This is a genomic window from Bradyrhizobium sp. Ash2021, assembly GCF_031202265.1.
Taxonomy (GTDB): Bacteria; Pseudomonadota; Alphaproteobacteria; order Rhizobiales; family Xanthobacteraceae; genus Bradyrhizobium.
Genome location: NZ_CP100604.1, coordinates 884,408 through 903,838, shown reverse-complemented (window position 1 = coordinate 903,838; position 19,431 = coordinate 884,408). Strand labels below are relative to the sequence as shown.

Below are 19,431 nucleotides of genomic sequence, written 5' to 3'. Positions count from 1 at the left end.
CTACCTCACCACGAAATCGATGCGGCGGTTTTGCGCCTTGCCTTCTTCGGTATCATTGCCGGCAACCGGTTGCGTGCTGCCATAGCCGACCGGGGTGAACCGGTCCGCGGGCAGGCCCGCCTTGACCAGATAATCGGTCACGGCCTGCGCGCGCTTTTCCGACAGCGTCCGGTTGGACGCTTCCTCGCCGTCGGTATCGGTATGTCCGGCGATCTCGATATTGGACGTCGGACAGCGCAAGGCCGTCTCGATCAGGCGGTCGAGCAGGCCGGCCGAATCCGCCACGATGTCGGCCTTCCCGGATTCAAACCGGATCTTTCCCTTGCCGAGCAATTCGGCGAATAATTGCTGACAGACGGTCGCATCCACCGGCGCCGCCGCCGGCTTGACCGAGATTTCCGGCTTGTACTGCCAGCCCGGCGGAAAGTCCTTGCCGAGACCGGCGCGGATCTGGTTGGCCGCCGCCTCATAAAGCGCGTCGCCCGACAGCTTCACCTCGCGGTCGGAGACGACAAGCGTGCCGGTCGACAGCCGCGACAATGCGCCGAGCGCGGGCACCACCGCGTTGGCAAAGCCCGACGGCGCGCCGACGCTCGCCTTGAGATTGTCGACGACCTTTTCGCTGAAGAACTTGCGGCCCGCCGCCTGCACCAGCGCCGCATGGACATTGTTGTCGGGCACATAGCCGGTCAGCGTCAGCGTCACCGCGACCGGATCCTTGTAGGCCTGGAAGATGTAGGGCGGCGCCTTGATGTCGTTGGCCGCGACCGAGTAACCCTCGGGGAGATTTTTCAGCGCCGCCGCGATCGCTTCCCGTCCGCCAAGCTCGCGCGCCATGCCGGAAAGGCTGACCTTGGTATCCGACAGCGTGATCTTGCCGTCTTTCAGTTTGCCGATCTGGTCGAGCAGCAGCAACACGGCATTGTCGAAACGCGGCGGCGCGCCGCGCGACAGATTCATCTGATCGACGACCTCGACACCGCCAAGACTGGCGCGCGCCGCCTCCACCAGTTTGCCCTTGCTCGCCGGCAATGGCGAACTGCCGCCGAGCCGCACCCGGACGACGTCGCGTTCCGCCGACCAGACGAACGGTTTGGCTTCGGGCACCAGGCGGGTTTCATCTTCGACCAGCCGCACGCCCGGCACGGCTTCCACCGACGCCACCGCACTCTGACGGCCGTCTTCGGAGAACGCGTCGGCCGCAAACGTCACGTCGCGGCCGGCGACCGATATCCTCCGTTTGTCGAGGACGGTATCCTTCAGCGCCGCAGTCGAACGCTGGGCGAGGTCAGCTTCCAGCGGTTCGGTACTGGTCCAGGCGGCGATGACCCAAAAGATGACCAGCGGAATCACACCCGGCCACCATTTGCTACTCCACCTGAAAAGTCCGTGCATTCGATGTCCTGCGGGACTTGGCGCCCCGTTTCCGAAGTTCTTCAGCTATTGCTGCATCCCCTGGCACCAACTTCGGAAACGGGGCGCCAGCAAAAACCATGATTCCGGTGCCGCTTGTCGATTTGACGTTCCTGACGCGAATTCGCGGCACCAGTGCAGGAACGTCAAATCGGCGGCACCGGAACGGAGAGAAAACAAACCCTTGCGAGGCTGTCAAACCCGAAATACCACAAAGGGGTAGGGGTGCGGATATTCTATCCGGCTAACCGTTTCTTCAGTGGTCTTTCGCTAATTTCGGCGAGCACTCCAACCCGGCCAGCCGCGCCCGATGAAATCGCTCCGCAACACCGTTATCCGCGCCGGGCTGGAAGCGCTTTACTTCTCAGGTGCGCACTACCTGCTGCGACCAATCTTCGCGGGCGTGGGCGCGATTTTCATGCTGCACCACGTCCGCCCCAGCGGCAGCGCCCAGTTCCAGCCCAACCGTCACCTCGAAGTCGAGCCGGCGTTCCTGCACGCGATGCTGGCGCATCTTCGTCAGCTCGACATCGATATCGTCACCATGGACGAAGTGCATCAGCGGCTCTCCGAACGGAATTTCGCGCGGCGCTTTGCCTGTTTCACCCTCGACGATGGCTATCGTGACAACCGCGATTTCGCGCTTCCGGTGATGCGTGAATTTGACGCGCCCCTCACCGTCTATGTCGCCAGCGATTTCGCCGACGGCAGCGGCCGGCTGTGGTGGGTGGCGCTGGAAAAAGTGATCGCCGGGGCGACCGCGATCGAGGCCCCGATCGGCGGGATCATCACCCGCTTCGATACCTCGACGCCGGCGGCCAAGCAGACCGCGTTCGACCGGCTGCATGACTGGCTGCGCGCGTTGCCGGGAGAACATGATTTGCAGCGCGAGATTTCCGCGCTCTGCGCGCGGCACGGCGTCGATGAGACCACGATCGCCCGCGACCTCTGCATGTCGTGGGAGGAGTTGAAGGCATTCGCCGACGATCCGCTGGTCACCATCGGCGCGCATACCATCACGCATTGCAATCTGGCGCGGCAGTCGGAGGCGACCGCCGCTTGCGAGATCGACACCAGCCGCGCGCGGATCGAAGCGGCGCTGCAAAAGCCCGTGCTCCATTTCGCCTATCCCTACGGCGACCGGATCGCCGCCGGCCGGCGCGAATTTGCACTGACCCGGGCATCCGGATTCAAGACCGCGGTGACGACACGGCCGGGCATGATCTTCCCGGAAAGTGCTGCGCACCTGACCGCGCTGCAGCGGGTCTCGCTCAACGGCAATTATCAGGACGCGCGCATCCTGCCGGTCCTGACCTCCGGCGCCGCGACCGCGGTGTGGAACGGCTTTCGCCGCATCGACGCGGCGTAGACGAGGTCAGTCATAGGAAGAAGGCCTTGCCGCTTCCTGCGTTGGTGTGGCGACGCCGGCAGTTGCCTGCATCAAGATCATGGCCAGGATGTGGAAAATCAAAAACGCAGCCGCGATCGTTGCCAGCAGCCCGGTTTCACCCACCACAGGAAGCCGGGCGGACGACTTCGCCCGGAACGGCCCTTCATTTACTGACATTTTCATGACCTCCGGATCGCGATTTTCGGAACGTCAGCTTCGTTCCGCGCCGCGGCGACCAGATGCCGATGCTCCCGGACGATGCGGCGCGCGTGACGCCGCCGCGACTGGTGCAGCGAGACCAGGATCGCGACAAAGAAGCCGTTCAGCATTGACGCCATGGCCAAAAATATCGGCGCTTCCGCACGGCTCGTCGGAGGCATCTGCGGACCGCCGGCATCGCGATGAGGCAACCGCCATTCGATTGTTGGATTTGGCACAGGAACCTCCGTGGAGCCGGCACTGACGCCGTTTGGTTGCTTGATGGTTGCAACCGGAGATATGCAGCGAGTCGTCGCGCTTTGCTTTGCCGCTAGCTTTATTTGTCCTTGCGGTTTGCTTGATTTCCGGCCGGGCGCGCGGAACTTGCCTTCTCCCCTGGTCGGAGACGGGAAGAGTCCCCCTGCTTGACTCATGGAACCCTCGCGCCCAAAACCGTCCGCAAATCAAGGGAGGCGTCATGTTCAAGGATCTGTTTTCACTCAAAGGCCGCGTCGCACTCGTAACCGGGGGATCGCGCGGCATCGGCAAGATGATCGCGGCGGGGTTTTTGGCGCAGGGCGCGGCGAAGGTCTACATCACCGCGCGCAAGGCCGGCCCTTGCGAAGCAACCGCGCAAGAACTTTCAGCCGCGTATGACGGCGAATGCATCGCGCTGCCGATCGATATCTCGACAGTCGCGGGCTGCGACAAGCTTGCCGGCGAAATTATCAAACTGGAGCCGAAGCTCGATATCCTCGTCAACAATGCCGGCGCGGCCTGGGGCGCGGAGTTCGACGAATTTCCCGAAAGCGGCTGGGACAAGGTGATGGACCTCAACGTCAAGTCGCTGTTCTTCCTGACCAAGGCGCTGGCGAAACCGCTGCGCGCGGCGGCAAGCCATGAACGGCCCGCCAAGGTCATCAATATCGCCTCGATCGACGGCATCTTCGTCAACCCGGGGGAAACCTATTCCTATGCCGCGAGCAAAGCTGCGGTGATCCACCTGACGCGGCGGATGGCGACCAAGCTGATCAAGGAAAACATCAATGTCACGGCGATCGCGCCGGGCGCGTTCAAGTCCGACATGAATCGCGCGGCGCGCGATCACGCCGACGAGGTGGCGCAGCGGGTGCCCGCCCGGCGCGTCGGAACCGATGAGGATATGGCGGGCGTCGCGATCTATCTGGCGTCGAGGGCGGGCGATTATGTGGTCGGCACCACCATCGCCGTCGATGGCGGCGTCGTCTACGCCAATGCCGGACTTGAGATCGCGGGGTAAGGGCGGGGACGATTGCTGCGACGGAGGGTGCGCTCCCTCGCCCCGCTCTTCGCGGGGAGAGGGCTGGGGTGAGGGGCTCTTTCCGCGCGTTGCGATCTATCGATAAACCTGTACCCCCTCACCCGGACTGCTTCGCAGTCCGACCTCTCCCCGCAAGCGGGGAGAGGTAAGCAAGATCACGTCTCGATCTTCACATACTCGAAGTCGCCGGGCTTGTTGTCGATGCCGACCTTGGGCGGCGAGATCCAGGAGGCATAGGTGCCCGCCTCGGTGACCGGCGTCATCAGCGAGGCGATGAAGTCGCCGTCATCCGACGACGGCAGCCATTCGCCCTTGCGCCGGTTCCAGGTGGCGTCATCGATCAGCACGCCCTCGGGAGTGGCGTTGATATCCCTGAACTCGCCGATCTGGCGATGGAACGCGACGTTCGGCAGCGTCAGCTTGAAGTGATAGCCCGATGTCGAGATGATCTTGTTCCAGCGCAGCATGCCCTTGGCGCAATCCTGCGTGTAATCGTCGCGCAGCCGCATGTTGAGCGCAGTCAGCGCCGGCTCGTCGACCCGCTTGACCTCGCCATTCACCAGCTTGAGCACCGGATAGGTGGCGTTCTTGAGCTGATGGTCGTCGTCGATCTGGGTTTCCTTGTAGCGGCCCTTGATGCCGGCGTTGAAGGCGTTCGCCGCATTGGTCGAGACTTCCGAACCGAACAGATCGAGCGACAGCGAATAATGCAGGTTCAGTTTCTTCTGGATGGTCGGCAGATCGATCACGCCGAGCGCGCGGACCTTGGCGATATCGGTGGGATCGCTGATGCCGGCCGCCTTCATCGCTTCACAGGTGCGCTGCACGACGCGGCTGATGCCGGTCTCGCCGACGAACATGTGATGCGCCTCTTCGGTCAGCATGAAGCGGCAGGTGCGCGACAGCGGATCGAAGCCGGATTGGGCCAGGGAGTGCAGCTGCATCTTGCCGTCGCGGTCGGTGAAGTAGGTGAACATGAAGAACGACAGCCAATCGGGCGTGGCCTCGTTGAAGGCGCCGAGCATGCGCGGGCTATCGGCATCGCCGGAGCGACGGCGCAACAACTCATCGGCCTCCTCGCGGCCGTCGCGGCCGAAATATTTCTGCAGCAGATAGACCATCGCCCAGAGATGGCGGCCTTCCTCGACATTGACCTGGAACAGGTTGCGCAGATCGTAGAGCGAAGGCGCGGTCTTGCCGAGATGGCGCTGCTGCTCGACCGAGGCCGGTTCGGTATCGCCCTGGATCACGATCAGGCGGCGCAAGGTGGCGCGATGCTCGCCCGGGACTTCCTGCCAGGCGGGTTTGCCGTAATTTTCGCCGAAGGGAATCACGCGGTTCTCTTCCTGCGGCGCCAGCAGGATGCCCCAGCGATATTCCGGCATCTTGACGTAGTCGAACTTGGCCCAGCCGCGCGGATCGACCGAATAGGCGGTGCGCAGGTAAACCAGCGACTGCTGAAAACCCTCCGGGCCCATGTCGCTCCACCAGTCCATGTAACCGGGGTGCCAGCCCTCCAGCGCTTTCAGCACCTGGCGATCCTCCGAGAGATTCACGTTGTTGGGAATCTTGGTCGAGTAATCGACGTTCATGAAGTTCATGGCGTGCTCCTTTGGTGGTCTCGTGTCCCGGACGCGGTGCAGCGCGAAGCGGTGCGCCGCCGAGCCGGGACCTATTCAGTGGCGATGTGGGTCCCGGTTCTGCAGCGCGTCACTGACGTGCCGTGCAGCGCCCGGGACACGAAATCACACCCGCGTCATATCGAACTGCGCCTTCTGGCCGGTGCCGTAGCGGCGCAGCGCACCGTCTTCGCCCACGGCGTTGGGACGCTGGAAGATCCAGTTCTGCCACGCCGTCAGCCGCGAGAAGATCTTCGATTCCATCGTCTCCGGCCCGACGAAGCGCAAATTGGCTTCCATCCCGGTGAGGCCGTCAGGCGAGAAGGAGGTGCGCTCCTCGAAGAACACCCGCACTTCGTCGTCCCAATCGATATCGTCGAGCGCGAAGGTGACGAGGCCGAGTTCTTCGGCCTCCTCGGCATCGATCACCTTGCCGATCGCGGCCTGCGCGCGGTCGATATCCGTTGGATCGGCCTGGAAGCGCGATTGCAGCCGGGTCAGGCCGTGGCTCATCGGATACGGGCCGAAATTCATCGCGGTCAGTTCGATCGCCGGCGGGGCGCGGTTGTCGCCCTGCTTCTGGCCGATCAGCATGTAGGAGCGGTCGGCGGCGAACACGAGTTCGGCCAGCGTGCCGACGAAGCAGGAGCCGGGCTCGACCAAGGTCACCAGCGTGCGCGAGGTGACGTCGATGCGCTTCAGCACCCGCTTCCAGTACTGCCTGATCTCGTTGACCAGCCAGTGCGCTTTGTTGGCTTCGAGGAAGGCGTCGCAGGCGACGACGTTGGCGCGCTCGCCATGCGACTTGAACACCAGCATCGCGGTTTCGAGTTCGTTGATGCGCAAATGAAGGATCGCGTCATCGAGCTCGCGCGCGACCTGCAGCGGCCAGAACGACGCGCCCTGCCCGATCAGGCCCTCGATATCGGCTGGCGGAGCAGCTTCAGGCGCCTTGATCGAAATGGTGGCAATGCGCGCGGCGCGGTCGATGTCGACGCTGACGAAACCGTAGCGGATGCTGTTTTCGTCGATGGTGCGGTTGAGCGGCGTCAGGACAACGCCCTTGCCGTTGCCGTTGCGCCTGGAGGCGGCGGCGAATTCTTTCGCGCGCTCGGCGACCTTGGCATCTAATTTACTGCTGGGCACGATCTCGTCGACCAGCCGCCACTGCACCGCGCGCTTGCCCTTGATGCCTTCCTCGATGGTGCAGAAGAAGTCGGCATGGTCGCGGCGCACCTTGCGCTTGTCGACCACCCGGGTCAGGCCGCCGGTGCCTGGCAACACCGCCAGCAGCGGCACTTCCGGCAGCGACACGGCGGCGGCGCCATCGTCGGCCAGCATGATGTGATCGGTGGCGAGCGCCAGCTCATAGCCGCCGCCGGCCGCGGTGCCGTTGACCACGCTGATGAAGCGCTGGCCGGAATTCTCGGATGAATCCTCAAGCCCGTTGCGGGTCTCGTTGGTGAATTTGCAGAAATTGACCTTGTGCGCGTGGGTCGAGCCAGCCAGCATGCGGATATTGGCGCCGGCGCAGAACACCCGGTTCTTGCCCGAGCGCACCACGACGACCTTCACTTGCGGGTGCTCGAAGCGCAGCCGCTGCACGGCGTCCGCCAGTTCAATATCGACGCCGAGGTCGTAGGAATTCAGCTTGAGCTGATAGCCCTCGAACAGCCCGGCATTCTCGTCGACATCCATGGTCAGCGTCGCGACATCGTCAGCGACGTTGAGCTTCCAGTGCCGGTAGCGCGACGGATCGGTCTGAAAATCGATGTATTTCGCGCCGCCTGCGAGAACGCGATTTTCGCCTGCCATTGGGCCACCCTGACGCTTTTGTTGGCTTAACTTGTTCGGCTGCCTTGCTCAGTTTCATGCACAATAGTGCATGTTTTCGGGTTAGTCTAGTCTAAAACGCCGGAACATGCATTTTGTTTCATGTCCGGCTGACGGCGCCGAAAGCCACCCAATCGGTCTTGGCGAGCTGCGGCCGCGCCGGGGACATAGGCCCATCGCGGCAGCGGCAGATCTGCGGCGGCTGAAGGCGGCGCGATCATCGGGACGTGATCCCGATCCTGGCTCCGGCCAATGCGCCAGCCCGCCCGACACCCAATGGCCTAGGCGGCCCGCCCTTGCGAACCGTCGACACGCAAAACCGCGTTTGCGAATTCCGAGATCGCATCCAGCGTCGCCCCCGGCGCCTCCCGATGCGGCTGGTGTCCCGCCCCCGGGATCAAGGTCACATCGACCGGACAATAGCACTCTTCCCGCGCGATCTCGACCTGGCGCATGGTCCCATACTGGTCATCCACACCCTGCAGGATCGCGATCGGCACGCGGATATAGGCGAGGAATTCGGAAATATCCCAGGTGCGGAATTTCGGATTGAGCCAGGCGCCGTTCCAGCCATAGAAGGCGTTGTCGACATCCTTGTGCCAGCGGGCGAGCTTCTCTTTCAGGTTCGTGGTCTCGTAGGCAGTCTTTGTTTCGGCGATCGAGGTCACCGAGATATCCTCGACAATGAAATGCGGCGCGATCAGCGCCATGCCCTGCACGCGGTGATCCTGATGGCTGCCGGCGTAGATCGCCGCGATCGACGCGCCGTCGGAATGGCCGACCAGGAGGCCGCGGCGAAAGCCGATCGCGTCCAGGAGCTTCGGCAGGACATCGAGCGCCTCGACATGCATGTAGTCGAGCTGCCGCGGCAGCGTGACCGGCGACGAGGCGCCATAGCCGGCGCGGGAGTACACGAACACGCCGGCGCCGGTGGCGGCCTGCAGCTTCTCCGGAAAATCGCCCCACAGCGCCGCCGAGCCGAGGCCTTCATGCAGCATGACAATGGTCGGCGCCTGCTCGGGTGACGGACCGATCATGCGGTATTCGAGATCGGACGCGCCGATGCGGAGGAAGCCGGAGGGGGAGAGGGTGGTCATGGTGTATTCTCACTCCGTCATTCCGGACAGATCGCGAAGCGAGCTGATCCGGAATCTCGAGATTCTCTGGTGCGCAATTGCGCACCTAGTTCGCGCTCGCGCGCGCCCCGGAATGACGACTTCAATTACGTTCCCGCAACTTGAACCGCTGGATTTTTCCGGTCGCCGTTTTCGGCAAGCTCTCCACCACATCGATCCAGCGCGGATATTTCCACGGGCCGATCTTCTGCTTGACGTGTTCCTTCAGCGCCTCATGCAGCCCCTCGGTCTTGCTGTCCGCGCGCAGCACGACGAAGGCTTTCGGCTTCAACAGCCCTTCCGGATCGGCCTCGGGCACCACGGCGGCTTCGAGCACGGCCGGGTGGGTGATCAGCGCGCTCTCGACCTCGAACGGCGACACCCAGATGCCGGAAACCTTGAACATGTCGTCCGAGCGGCCGCAGAAGGTGTAACGGCCGTCGGCATCCCTGATGTATTTGTCGCCGGTGCGGGTCCAGTGGCCCGCAAATGTCTGGCGGCTTTTGCTGCGCTGGTTCCAGTAGCCCTCGCCGGCCGAGGGCGCATCGACGAGCAGCTCGCCGACCTCGCCATCGGGTACATCGTCGCCGGCGTCGTTCACCAGCCGCACCTTGTAGCCCGGCACCGGACGGCCCGACGTGCCGTATTTGATGTCACCGGGCGCATTGGAGAGGAAGATGTGCAACAGCTCGGTCGAACCGACGCCGTCGAGAATGTCGACGCCGAAGCGTGACTTCCAGGCGTTCCCGACCGATTCCGGCAGCGCCTCGCCGGCGGAGGTGCAGACCCGCAAGCGGTTGCCGCCGCGTTCATGCTTCATCGTCTCGTCGTTGAGCATCGCCGAAAACAGCGTCGGCACGCCGAAGAAGATGCTGGGGTTATATCTGTTCATCAACGCAAACATGGTTGCCGGCGTCGGCCGCTCGGAATTGAGCACGGTGGTGGCGCCGACCGACATCGGAAACGTCAGCGCGTTGCCGAGGCCATAGGCGAAGAACAGTTTTGCCGCCGAAAGCCCGACGTCATCCTCGCGAATGCCGAGCACCTGCTTGGCATAGGTTTCCGCGGTCGCCGCGAGACTGGAATGCAGATGCCGCACGCCCTTCGGCATGCCGGTCGAGCCCGACGAATACAGCCAGAACGCCGGCTCGTCGGGATGGGTCGCGGCGGTCGCGAATGTATCGCTTTCGCGCGCCAGCTCGTCGGACAGTTTCTTGTGGCCGTGCGCGTCGTTGCCGGACACGATGACATGCTCGAGATCGGGCATCCGCCCGACCATGTCTTTCACCACGGGCAGCAGCGCTTCGGAAATGAACAGCACGCGCGCGCGGCAATCGGCCAGCACGTAGGCATATTGATCGGAGGTCAAAAGCGTATTGAGCGGCACCGGCACGATGCCGGCGCGGATCGCGCCCAGAAACACCGCCGGAAAATCCGTCGTATCCAGCATGATCAAGGCGACGCGCTCTTCGCGGCGGACACCGAGCCGGCGCAGCATGTTGGCGACGCGGCAGCTCTGCTTCTGCAGGCCGCGATAGCTGAGTTCGGAAACGGTATCGGTGAAGGCGAGTTTTTCGCCGCGACCCTCATCGACATTGCGGTCGAGCAACCAGGTCACCGCATTGTAGGAACTGCCGCTCATGCCACGTCCCTCCAGCCCAATTCCCCAAGCGTAAAGCACGCCACGACGCTTCTCCCCGGTTTTAAGAATTATAATTCATAGAAAGCCACTCCACGCGCTTGCTGTCAATCCTCATCGGCATTATGTTTCCTAGAGTCGGGCTCAGACTGCGTCAAAACCCGACCCTGGTCTTTTGGTTTGACGCGTTTTCTTCACGCGAACCGGTGCCCACTTCGCTCGAAAACGCTACGGGGGGATATGACCGAAAATAGCGATCCCGAAATCGATTTCCTGGAGCAGCTCGGCCAGCGCGTGCGCACCATGCGCGCGCTGCGCGGCATGTCGCGCAAAGTGCTCGCAAAAGTTTCCGGCATTTCCGAACGCTACATCGCGCAGCTCGAGAGCGGCAAGGGTAACGTCTCGATCGTGCTGCTGCGCCGGGTGTCGAACGCGATGGGCGCGCATCTGGAAGATCTCATTCCCGCCGCCGAGCCGGTGCCCGACTGGGCCGTGATCCGCGATCTCCTGCGGAAAGCGTCGCCCGGCCAGATCGCACAAGCCAAGAACGTCCTTGCCGGTGGCGCAGCGTCGGCGCAGCGGCATCTGTCGTTTTCCGGCATCGCCCTGATCGGCCTGCGCGGCGCCGGCAAATCCACTCTCGGCAAGATGCTCGCTAAAAAGATCGGCTGGAGCTTTGTCGAACTGAACAAGGAGATCGAGGCGCAGAACGGATTGTCCGTTGCCGAGATCATCGCGCTCTACGGGCAGGAAGGTTTTCGCCGCATGGAGCAGGCAGCGCTGACCCAATTGCTGGCACGGAAAGAATTGATGGTGCTGGCGACCGGCGGGGGCATCGTCTCCGAGCCTTTGACCTTCGACCTGATCCTGTCGTCGTTCTACACCATCTGGCTGAAGGCCGAGCCGGAAGAACACATGGCGCGGGTGCGCCGCCAGGGCGATCTGCGCCCGATGGCGGACGATCGCTCGGCGATGGCCGAGCTGCGCAACATCCTGTTGAGCCGCGAGCCGCTCTATGCGCGGGCGTCGGCGGTGGTGGACACGGCGGGGCTCAGCGTCGACGCGGCGGCAGCCCGACTGAGCGACGCGGTGGCGCCGGTGCTGCAGAACGAGTCGCGGATGTTCGCGCGGGGCTAAGTCTCGTGTCCCGACGCGATGCAGCGTGCAACGCTGCTCCGCAGAGCCGGGACCCATCCCGATGGACCCCGGATCGGCGGCGCATCACCATAGCGCGTCAAAGACGCGCGTAAACGCGCTGGTGGTGCTGCGCAGCATCCGGGGAACGCATCCGGAAATTTGCTCCTCCATCACAGCAACATCGACTTCACCTGTTCCGCGCCCTCGCGCAGCAGCGGCAGGAACCGGTCGATCATTTCAGCGGCCGAGACGCGATCGACATGCGCGCCCATGTTGATCGCGGCGATGATGGCGCCGTCATAGCGGCGGATCGGCACGGAAACCGAACGGAAATGCGGTTCGGCCTCGCGATCGACCAGCGAATAGCCCTGCGCGCGGTCGGCGATGATGGCGGCGAGCAGCAATTTGGGATCGGTCACCGTATGCGCCGTCATCGGCGCGCGGTGCATCGCCGCCAGTCTTGCCGCGAGTTCGGCATCGTCGAACCGGCCGAGCATAGCGCGGCCGACCGAGGTGCAGAAAGAAGGCAGGCGATAGCCGATATCGAGGCCTGCCGAAAACATGCGCGCAGGACTGCCGCGCGCGATGAACACGACCTCCTCGCCATCCAGCACCGCGAGCGAACTGATCTCCTGCGCCGATGCCGCGATCCGGTCGAGCACCGGCTGCAGCACCGTCACCACCTGACTCGAACGCAAAAATGACGCGGCCAGGGTCAGCACATGCGGAGTGAGCGTGAACAGCTTGCCGTCGGTCGCGACAAAGCCGGCGCGTTCGAGGGTGAAGAGGATGCGTCGCGCGGTCGCCCGCGGCAGCTCTGCGGCGCGCGCGAGGTCGCTCAACGTCATCGGGCCGGTGGTGGTGCCGAATTTCTGCAGCAGGCGCAGACCGCGGTCGAGACTCTCGACAAAGTCGGTGGCACGCTCGTCGCTATCGCCGCGCTTCAGCTTTGGCATGTCGCGCTCCACGGCGCTCGCGCCGGTCAAAGATTGTGCTTGCCGTCCCGCAGATGCATGTCATAATTCGCCCATAAGTTCAATAGGCGAACAAGATAGCTCCCGACCGAAGGATGCGCCGCCATGATGAGCCAGGAAGCGAACGACCTGATCACGCGCACCGGGCGACAAGACCCCTGCGGGAAGCTGATGCGGATGTACTGGCAGCCGGCGGCGCTGGTGGACGAGCTGGCGGGGCCGCGGCCGGTCAAGCCGGTCAAACTGCTCGGCGAAAACCTGGTGTTGTTTCGCGACGAGAATGGCCGCTACGGCCTGATCGACCGCCATTGCGCCCATCGCGGCGCCGACCTCGCCTTCGGCCGGCTGGAAAATGGCGGCCTGCGCTGCGCCTTTCACGGCTGGCTGTTCGATGCGACCGGCCAGTGCCTGGAAACGCCGGCCGAGCCAAAAGGCTCGACGCTGTGCAAAGGCATCAAGCAGCGTTCCTATCCCGTGGTCGAGAAGAGCGGCATCCTCTGGGCGTATCTCGGCGAAGGCGCGCCACCGGCGTTTCCGGAGATCGACTGCTTCGTTGCGCCCGACAGCCACACCTTTGCGTTCAAGGGCCACATCAACTGCAACTGGCTGCAGGCGCTCGAAGTCGGCATCGATCCGGCGCACGCCTCGTTCCTGCATCGCTTCTTCGAGGACGAAGATACCTCCGGCGCTTACGGCAAGCAGTTCCGCGGCGCATCCGCCGGAAGCGACATGCCGATGACAAGGATCCTGCGCGAATACGACAACCCGATCATCAATGTCGAGCACACCGAATACGGCATGCGCCTGATCGCGCTGCGCGAACTGGATGAAGAGCGTACCCATGTGCGCGTCACCAACCAGCTCTTCCCGCACGGTTTCGTCATCCCGATGAGCACGGAGATGACGATCACGCAGTGGCACATCCCGGTCGACGACGAGAACTGCTATTGGTACGCGATCTTCACCAGCTACACGACGCCGGTCGACAAGAACAAGATGCGCGACCAGCGGCTCGAACTCTACGAACTGCCCGACTACAAATCGCGCAAGAACAAGTCGAACGATTACGGGTTCGATCCGCACGAACAGGCGACCGAGACCTATACCGGCATGGGCGCCGACATCAACGTGCACGACCAGTGGGCGGTGGAATCCATGGGCGCGATCCAGGACCGCACCAACGAACATCTGGGCACCTCCGACAAGGCGATCGTGCAATATCGCCGCCTGCTGCGGCAGGAAATCGAAAAGGTGTTGGGCGGCGAGAAGCCGTTCATGTTCCTCGACGACGCCCACGCGCGCAGCATCCAGGGGCCGGCGACCATGGACGGCATCGGGCCGACGCGCGGCTGGGAAATATTCTGGATGGAAGTCGACGTCAAGCGGCGCCGCGGTGCGCCCTGGGCGGCGCCGGTGCCAGGTGAGATATCCGACAAGATCCGCCATCTGTCGGCGGCGGAGTGATGCGTCTGGTTCAAAATGGAGTTGCCGTCATTGCGAGGAGCGCAGCGACGAAGCAATCCATTCTTTCTTTCCTTGGAGCGATGGATTGCTTCGCTGCGCTCGCAATGACGAAGAGGAGGTGACGCGTTGAGTTTCGTCGAGCGTCACGGCCTGTGGTCGAGCGAGCAGAAGGAGGCGGCGAGCCGTCTCCGCAAAATCGTCGAAGAGAAAAATCTCGAAGCGATCCGGCTGTCGTTTCCGGATCAGCACGGCATTTTGCGCGGCAAGACGCTGGTGGCGAGCGAGGCGATTGCCTCGCTCGAAAGCGGCTGTTCGATCACCACGACCATGCTCGCCAAGGACACCTCCCACCGCACGGTGTTTCCGGTGTTCACATCCGGCGGCGGTTTCGGCATGAAGGAAATGGAAGGCGCCGCCGACGTGCTGATGGTGGCGGATCCCACCACGTTTCGCGTGCTGCCATGGGCGCCCGCCACGGGATGGGTGCTGTGCGACCTCTATTTCAACGACGGACGGCCGGTGCCGTTCGCGACCCGGCATCTCTATCGCTCCGTCCTCGATCAACTCGGCCAGCGCGGATATGATTTCGTCGCCGGGCTCGAGGTCGAATTCCACCTCTTCAAGCTCGAAAACGCGCATATGGCGCCGGGGGATGCCGGTCAGCCGGGCACGCCGCCGTCGGTCAGCCTGCTCTCGCAGGGCTATCAATATCTGACCGAGCAGCGCTACGACCAGATGGAGCCGGCGCTGGAAATCATCCGCCGCGACGTGCTGGCGCTCGGGCTGCCCTTGCGATCGGTCGAGGTCGAGTTCGGCCCGAGCCAGTGCGAATTCACCTTTCAGCCGACCAAGGGGCTTAACCCCGCCGACAACATGGTGCTGTTCCGCTCGGCGGTAAAGCAGATCGCGCAACGACACGGCTACCACGCCACCTTCATGTGCCGGCCGAAACTGCCGAACGTGTTCGCGTCGGGTTGGCACCTGCATCAGTCGATCGTGTCGCACGCGGGCGCCGAGAACGCGTTCATGTCCAAGGACGGCAGCGAGGTGCTGACGCCGTTCGGCCGCGCCTGGCTTGCCGGGCTTTTGCAGCACGCCCGCGCCTCGGCCGTGTTCACGACGCCGACCATCAACGGCTACAAACGCTACCGCACCTATTCGCTGGCGCCGGACCGCGCGATCTGGGGCCGCGACAACCGCGGCGTCATGATCCGCGTGCTCGGCGGCCCCGGAGATAGCGCAACAAGGCTCGAGAACCGGATCGGCGAGCCGGCGGCGAATCCCTATCTCTACATGGCGTCGCAAATCCTTTCCGGTCTCGACGGCGTCGACCGCAAGCTCGATCCCGGGCCGTCGGCGGATACGCCGTACGAAGCCAAGGCAGCGCTGCTGCCGAAGAGTCTGCACGAGGCGGTGTTCGCGCTCAACGACGATCCGTTTTTCCGCGGGGCGCTGGGCGCGGAGTTCGTCGACTATTACATTCATATCAAGAACGCCGAGATCGAGAGGTTTCAGGCGGAGGTGTCGGACTGGGAGCATCGCGAATATTTCGAGATGTTTTGAGGGCATACCACGTCATTCCGGGATGGTGCGTTAGCACCAGACCCGGAATCTCGAGATTCCGGGTTCGCGCTGCGCGCGCCCCGGAATGACATTCGTTCCCACTATTCGTCAAATCCGGCCATGACGAAAAGTGGTTTGGCGGGCCCACTAGACCACCGCATTCTGCTTGATGATTTCGCGGTAGAACGAGGCGCTCAGTTTCGGGGTGCGGGCCTGCGTGTCGAAGTCGACCCGGTAGAGCCCGAAGCGCTTTTGGTAGCCATCCGCCCATTCGAAATTGTCGATCAGGCTCCACAGGAAGTAGCCGGCCACGGGCACGCCCTCCGACGTCGCGCGCTGCAGTTGGAGCAGATAGTTGCGCAGATACATGATCCGGTCGAGATCGTAGACATTGCCGTCGGCGGCCACCTCATCCGTCGCTGGTGTCCCGTTCTCGGTGATGTAGATGGATTTTACGCCCCAGATCCTCGCCGCATGCCGCGGCGCCCAATACATCGCCTCCGGACCGACCCTCAGCCAGGACGCATCCATATGCGGGAACGACGCGGGAAACGGCGCCAGGGTGAAGCCGCGCGCATTATCGGCGGCCAGGACGTAATGGTCGGGCTTGTAGACATTCAGTCCGACGAAATCGATTGGGGATGAAACGATGCCGAGATCGTCGGCGGTGTATTTCGGCGCATCCTTTCCGGCCTGCGCCAGAAAGCCTTCGGTGTATTTCCCCTCGAGGATGACAGTCAGATAGCCGGCATTGAGTTCGCGCGTCGCGATCTCCGTGGCGTGGATGTTCGCGGGCGTTTCGATCGCGGGTACGCAGGTGACCATGTTCTCGGCGAGGCCCACCCTGGTCCCCGCCCGGCCGCGCGCGCGGATCGCCTGCACGGCAAGACCGTGTCCCAGTGCTACGTTGTGACGAACCTGGTTCATCCCGGCCTCGGATAGATTCAAGCCCGGAGCGTCAATTCCAAGACCGTGACCGAGATGCACAAGCCGCGAACATTCGTTGATCGTGAAAATGTGCTTTGCACGATCGCTCAGGCGTTCCACGACATAACCCGCATAATCGGCAAAGGCTTTTGCAGTGTCGCGCGACATCCAGCCGCCATAGCGATCCTGCAGCGCCTGGGGCAAATCCCAATGGTACAGGGTGGCGAACGGCTCGATGCCGTTGGCCAGGAGTTCGTCGAGCAGCCGATTGTAGAAATCGAGGCCTTTCGGATTTGGCACCCCTCGGCCTTCCGGGAAAACGCGCGGCCACGCGATCGAGAAGCGATAGGTCCTGGCTCCCAGCGCCTTCATCAATCGGACGTCGTCCTTGTATCGATGGAAATGGTCGTCGGCGACATCGGCAGTGCTGTGATCGGCAATCTTGCCTTGCAGGTGCGTAAAACGATCCCAGATCGAAGGACCGCGTCCGTCTTCGTTGACGGCGCCTTCGACCTGAAAGGCCGAGGTCGCCGTGCCCCATCGAAAGTCGCCCGGAAAAGCCAACATGGCGTTCTGGCCGGTGGGCCGTGCGATGCCGGTATCGGCGGATTGGGCTGACACCGTCGACAGGCCGAGCGCCGCCGATCCAGCCATCTTGCCAAAATCGCGCCGCGACAGTCCGTTCGACGACATGACTTCACTCCTGAACTTTGCTCTTGGGACCCCGACCATTGCGCCAGCGCAACGGCTATTTGTCGCATTCGACCTTTGACGTCGCCGCGACGAATCCCGCGGCTGCGCCCGCCTGCGATTTCGGCGGCGGGACGGAAGCGACAGCAATCGGCTGAGTGGCGAGTTCATCCTTGCGCAGCGTCTTCGGGAACACGCCCGACAGACTCGGCAGCATGCTCAAGACGGCAACGGAACGCGACGGCCACAGCGCGGCGCCATACAGGAAAAACGCCGCCGAGGTCCACTGCGATTGCCAGTTGCTGGCCCCTTCGCTGAAAAAGACATAGAGCGCGGCAGCCACGAACAGGCCCGCGAACACCGCCTCGGTGACGGCGCCAATTTCCGATTTTCGAGGGTTGAGCCGCGTGACGGTCCAGACCGGCACAACCGCCATGGTCAGGCTTGCAAACGGGAAATCGCGTGAACGCGGGTCGAACACGAGGCCGAGCGCGATTTCCACGGCGACCAGCGTGCTCGCCATGAAGGAGAACCCCAGGACCAGCGCGGCCACCGATCGGGTTCTGCCCTCGCGCGGGCCGACCAATTCCAGAAAGGCCGGCAGCGGACGCCCGGCCATCAACGCGCTGGAGCACAACAGCGGCAAAACGGTTGCTGCAGCCAGGAGCAATCCCTGATTGAGCCAGCCCGCAAAACCGTAGCTTTCATAAAAGGCCTTTTCGCCCGCGAGGCCGAGCAGAATTCCACCTGTGGTAGCGGTCGCTGCCACAGCCAGCCATGGCGCCAATCCGGCTTCCGATCGCCGGCGCCACAGCGTCAACAGCGCAACTGCGAAGACGAAAGAACCGAAAGCCAGCCCGGCTGCCAGTTGCAGCTTCCAGAACGGATAGTTGCCGACGGCGGATCCGAACGAGTACTTCAGCTGACGGCTATCTCCATCAAGCAGGCCCCAATGGGCGCCGACCGTCCCTTCCCACTGACGCTTCCACGGCTCGTCATAGGCCTCGAACAGATTGAGGCGAAAGTTTCCACGACCGGCCCAGTCGAGCAGTTCGGAAAAGAAACGGGCCTGATTGACGCGAGACGGCAGCGCACCGTCGCGCATGCGTCCCTGGCTTGGCCAGCCGGCCTCGCCGATCAGGATCTCCTTGCCGGGCAAGGCGAGGGCCAGTTGCCTGTGAACGTGGATCACATGCGCCGCCGCGTCTTCGGCCCGCACCGGTATGTCTTCCCAATAGGGCAGGATGTGAATCGTCACGAAATCGACGTCGTCGCCGATCTCCCGGTAGCGCAGCCAGAATTCCCAGGCATCGGCGTAGCTCACCGGAATGCTGACGCGAGTCTTGACCGAGCGGATCGCGGCCCGCAGGTCCGACACGGTCATTTCTCCGCGCAGCAGCACTTCGCTGCCGACCATGACCGAGGTGACGACGCCGGGAGACGCCTTGGCCAGCGTGACCGCGGTCTCGATCAGCGATGCGTTTTTCGCGCGATCGCGGCCGAGCCAGATGCCGAGAATGACCTTCAGCCCGGCCTTTGATGCGAGTTCGGGTACCTTGTCCAGCCCGTTCTCGATCGAGTAGGTGCGGATGCAGCCGGTTATCCTGGCGAGTTGGCCGAGATCTTCCGCGATCTGCTCCGGGCTGATGATGATCTTCGAATTCCACGGGGTCTGCTGGCCCCGGAACGGCGCGTAGGACACGCAATCCAGCTTCTTCGCGGAATCGACAGCCGCATGATCCAGCGGCAGCGGCGCGGCCAGCCAGCCCCAGGCCATGACAATGAGGCCCATGGAAATCAGGAAAAGCACAAGGGGCGCCAGAAACGCGATCGGCGCCCCACGGCGGTAGGCGCCGGTCGTCGAGCGGCTCGATAAGCCAGATCTGAGCTCGGCGGGACCATCGAGGAACATCGCGCAATGCCTTCGGCTAGATCAGGACCAAGGGTTGCTCGACGTTCGCGCCGCCGACGCCTGCGAAAAACCACCCCAGACGCCCAAAAAGCAATTGAAGACCCCATTTGACATGCTTCAGCCTGACAGAGACCCGCTAAAGCTGGCTTGACGAGTTAACCGCACGCGACCCCAATGAACATCCAAGTTTGACCAAAAAGAGTATATCAGCGTCCTTCAACTTCCAACAATCTCGGGAATCGCCATGGCCATATGCG

General features: G+C 63.2%; 15 protein-coding genes. 5 read left to right on the top strand and 10 right to left on the bottom strand.

Going from position 1 to position 19,431, the window contains the following annotated elements; translation table 11 throughout:
* Positions 1 to 1,395 carry an OmpA family protein gene (locus NL528_RS04190; protein ID WP_309181458.1) on the bottom strand — a complete coding sequence of 465 codons (1,395 nt, stop codon included), beginning with the start codon at positions 1,393 to 1,395 and terminating at the stop codon, positions 1 to 3.
* 328 nt (positions 1,396 to 1,723) lie between these two features.
* On the opposite strand from NL528_RS04190, the gene NL528_RS04185 reads away from it, so the two are divergent.
* Positions 1,724 to 2,782, top strand: coding sequence for a polysaccharide deacetylase family protein (locus NL528_RS04185; RefSeq protein ID WP_309181456.1), 1,059 nt, complete (start codon positions 1,724 to 1,726; stop codon positions 2,780 to 2,782).
* A gap of 6 nt (positions 2,783 to 2,788) precedes the next feature.
* Here the strand turns inward: NL528_RS04185 and NL528_RS04180 are convergent, their stop codons facing one another.
* Both NL528_RS04180 and NL528_RS04175 read right to left on the bottom strand, forming a co-directional pair.
* On the bottom strand, positions 2,789 to 2,980 hold the full coding sequence (locus NL528_RS04180; protein ID WP_309181455.1) for a hypothetical protein: 192 nt from the start codon (positions 2,978 to 2,980) through the stop codon (positions 2,789 to 2,791).
* Between the two features lie 2 nt (positions 2,981 to 2,982).
* Positions 2,983 to 3,240 carry a hypothetical protein gene (locus tag NL528_RS04175; RefSeq protein WP_309181454.1) on the bottom strand — a complete coding sequence of 86 codons (258 nt, stop codon included), beginning with the start codon at positions 3,238 to 3,240 and terminating at the stop codon, positions 2,983 to 2,985.
* A 239-nt stretch (positions 3,241 to 3,479) separates the two neighbouring features.
* Between NL528_RS04175 and NL528_RS04170 the strand changes: the two genes are divergently transcribed.
* Positions 3,480 to 4,280: an SDR family oxidoreductase gene (locus NL528_RS04170; protein ID WP_309181453.1), complete on the top strand. Its 801-nt coding sequence runs from the start codon at positions 3,480 to 3,482 to the stop codon at positions 4,278 to 4,280.
* 176 nt (positions 4,281 to 4,456) lie between these two features.
* Here the strand turns inward: NL528_RS04170 and boxB are convergent, their stop codons facing one another.
* From boxB to NL528_RS04150, 4 genes are all read right to left on the bottom strand, one after another.
* Positions 4,457 to 5,893 (bottom strand): benzoyl-CoA 2,3-epoxidase subunit BoxB, encoded by a 1,437-nt coding sequence (gene boxB / locus NL528_RS04165; RefSeq protein ID WP_309184798.1) that lies wholly within the window; start codon positions 5,891 to 5,893, stop codon positions 4,457 to 4,459.
* A gap of 153 nt (positions 5,894 to 6,046) precedes the next feature.
* A complete protein-coding gene (gene boxC, locus NL528_RS04160; RefSeq protein WP_309181452.1) occupies positions 6,047 to 7,735 on the bottom strand; it encodes a 2,3-epoxybenzoyl-CoA dihydrolase in 1,689 nt (562 codons plus the stop codon).
* Positions 7,736 to 8,034: 299 nt separating this feature from the next.
* Positions 8,035 to 8,850, bottom strand: a complete 816-nt coding sequence (locus NL528_RS04155; protein WP_309181451.1) for an alpha/beta hydrolase — start codon at positions 8,848 to 8,850, stop codon at positions 8,035 to 8,037.
* A gap of 121 nt (positions 8,851 to 8,971) precedes the next feature.
* On the bottom strand, positions 8,972 to 10,510 hold the full coding sequence (locus NL528_RS04150) for a benzoate-CoA ligase family protein (RefSeq protein WP_309181449.1): 1,539 nt from the start codon (positions 10,508 to 10,510) through the stop codon (positions 8,972 to 8,974).
* Between the two features lie 237 nt (positions 10,511 to 10,747).
* Here NL528_RS04150 and NL528_RS04145 point away from each other — a divergent pair, with 237 nt between their 5' ends.
* Entirely contained in the window at positions 10,748 to 11,644 is an 897-nt protein-coding gene (locus NL528_RS04145; protein ID WP_309181448.1) for a helix-turn-helix transcriptional regulator, read from the top strand.
* 170 nt (positions 11,645 to 11,814) lie between these two features.
* Here NL528_RS04145 and NL528_RS04140 read toward each other — a convergent pair whose 3' ends face one another.
* A complete protein-coding gene (locus NL528_RS04140; RefSeq protein ID WP_309181447.1) occupies positions 11,815 to 12,600 on the bottom strand; it encodes an IclR family transcriptional regulator C-terminal domain-containing protein in 786 nt (261 codons plus the stop codon).
* Between the two features lie 123 nt (positions 12,601 to 12,723).
* Between NL528_RS04140 and NL528_RS04135 the strand changes: the two genes are divergently transcribed.
* Together NL528_RS04135 and NL528_RS04130 are read left to right on the top strand one after the other, a co-directional pair.
* Entirely contained in the window at positions 12,724 to 14,082 is a 1,359-nt protein-coding gene (locus NL528_RS04135; protein WP_309181446.1) for an aromatic ring-hydroxylating dioxygenase subunit alpha, read from the top strand.
* Between the two features lie 126 nt (positions 14,083 to 14,208).
* Entirely contained in the window at positions 14,209 to 15,645 is a 1,437-nt protein-coding gene (locus NL528_RS04130; RefSeq protein ID WP_309181445.1) for a glutamine synthetase family protein, read from the top strand.
* Positions 15,646 to 15,792: 147 nt separating this feature from the next.
* On the opposite strand, the gene NL528_RS04125 is transcribed toward NL528_RS04130, so the two are convergent.
* The gene (locus NL528_RS04125; protein WP_309181444.1) at positions 15,793 to 17,265 is read right to left on the bottom strand and encodes a GH1 family beta-glucosidase; all 1,473 of its coding nucleotides are present in this window, start codon (positions 17,263 to 17,265) and stop codon (positions 15,793 to 15,795) included.
* A 55-nt stretch (positions 17,266 to 17,320) separates the two neighbouring features.
* On the bottom strand, positions 17,321 to 19,174 hold the full coding sequence (locus NL528_RS04120; protein ID WP_309181443.1) for a beta-(1-6) glucans synthase: 1,854 nt from the start codon (positions 19,172 to 19,174) through the stop codon (positions 17,321 to 17,323).
* Positions 19,175 to 19,431: the final 257 nt, after the last annotated feature.

Bases quoted from the DNA above. Each gene is read 5' to 3' on its own strand.
- NL528_RS04190 (WP_309181458.1), bottom strand. From the start codon at position 1,395: ATGCACGGACTTTTCAGGTGGAGTAGCAAATGGTGGCCGGGTGTGATT.
- NL528_RS04185 (WP_309181456.1), top strand. From the start codon at position 1,724: ATGAAATCGCTCCGCAACACCGTTATCCGCGCCGGGCTGGAAGCGCTT.
- NL528_RS04180 (WP_309181455.1), bottom strand. From the start codon at position 2,980: ATGTCAGTAAATGAAGGGCCGTTCCGGGCGAAGTCGTCCGCCCGGCTT.
- NL528_RS04170 (WP_309181453.1), top strand. From the start codon at position 3,480: ATGTTCAAGGATCTGTTTTCACTCAAAGGCCGCGTCGCACTCGTAACC.
- boxB (WP_309184798.1), bottom strand. From the start codon at position 5,893: ATGAACGTCGATTACTCGACCAAGATTCCCAACAACGTGAATCTCTCG.
- boxC (WP_309181452.1), bottom strand. From the start codon at position 7,735: ATGGCAGGCGAAAATCGCGTTCTCGCAGGCGGCGCGAAATACATCGAT.
- NL528_RS04155 (WP_309181451.1), bottom strand. From the start codon at position 8,850: ATGACCACCCTCTCCCCCTCCGGCTTCCTCCGCATCGGCGCGTCCGAT.
- NL528_RS04150 (WP_309181449.1), bottom strand. From the start codon at position 10,510: ATGAGCGGCAGTTCCTACAATGCGGTGACCTGGTTGCTCGACCGCAAT.
- NL528_RS04145 (WP_309181448.1), top strand. From the start codon at position 10,748: ATGACCGAAAATAGCGATCCCGAAATCGATTTCCTGGAGCAGCTCGGC.
- NL528_RS04140 (WP_309181447.1), bottom strand. From the start codon at position 12,600: ATGCCAAAGCTGAAGCGCGGCGATAGCGACGAGCGTGCCACCGACTTT.
- NL528_RS04135 (WP_309181446.1), top strand. From the start codon at position 12,724: ATGATGAGCCAGGAAGCGAACGACCTGATCACGCGCACCGGGCGACAA.
- NL528_RS04125 (WP_309181444.1), bottom strand. From the start codon at position 17,265: ATGTCGTCGAACGGACTGTCGCGGCGCGATTTTGGCAAGATGGCTGGA.
- NL528_RS04120 (WP_309181443.1), bottom strand. From the start codon at position 19,174: ATGTTCCTCGATGGTCCCGCCGAGCTCAGATCTGGCTTATCGAGCCGC.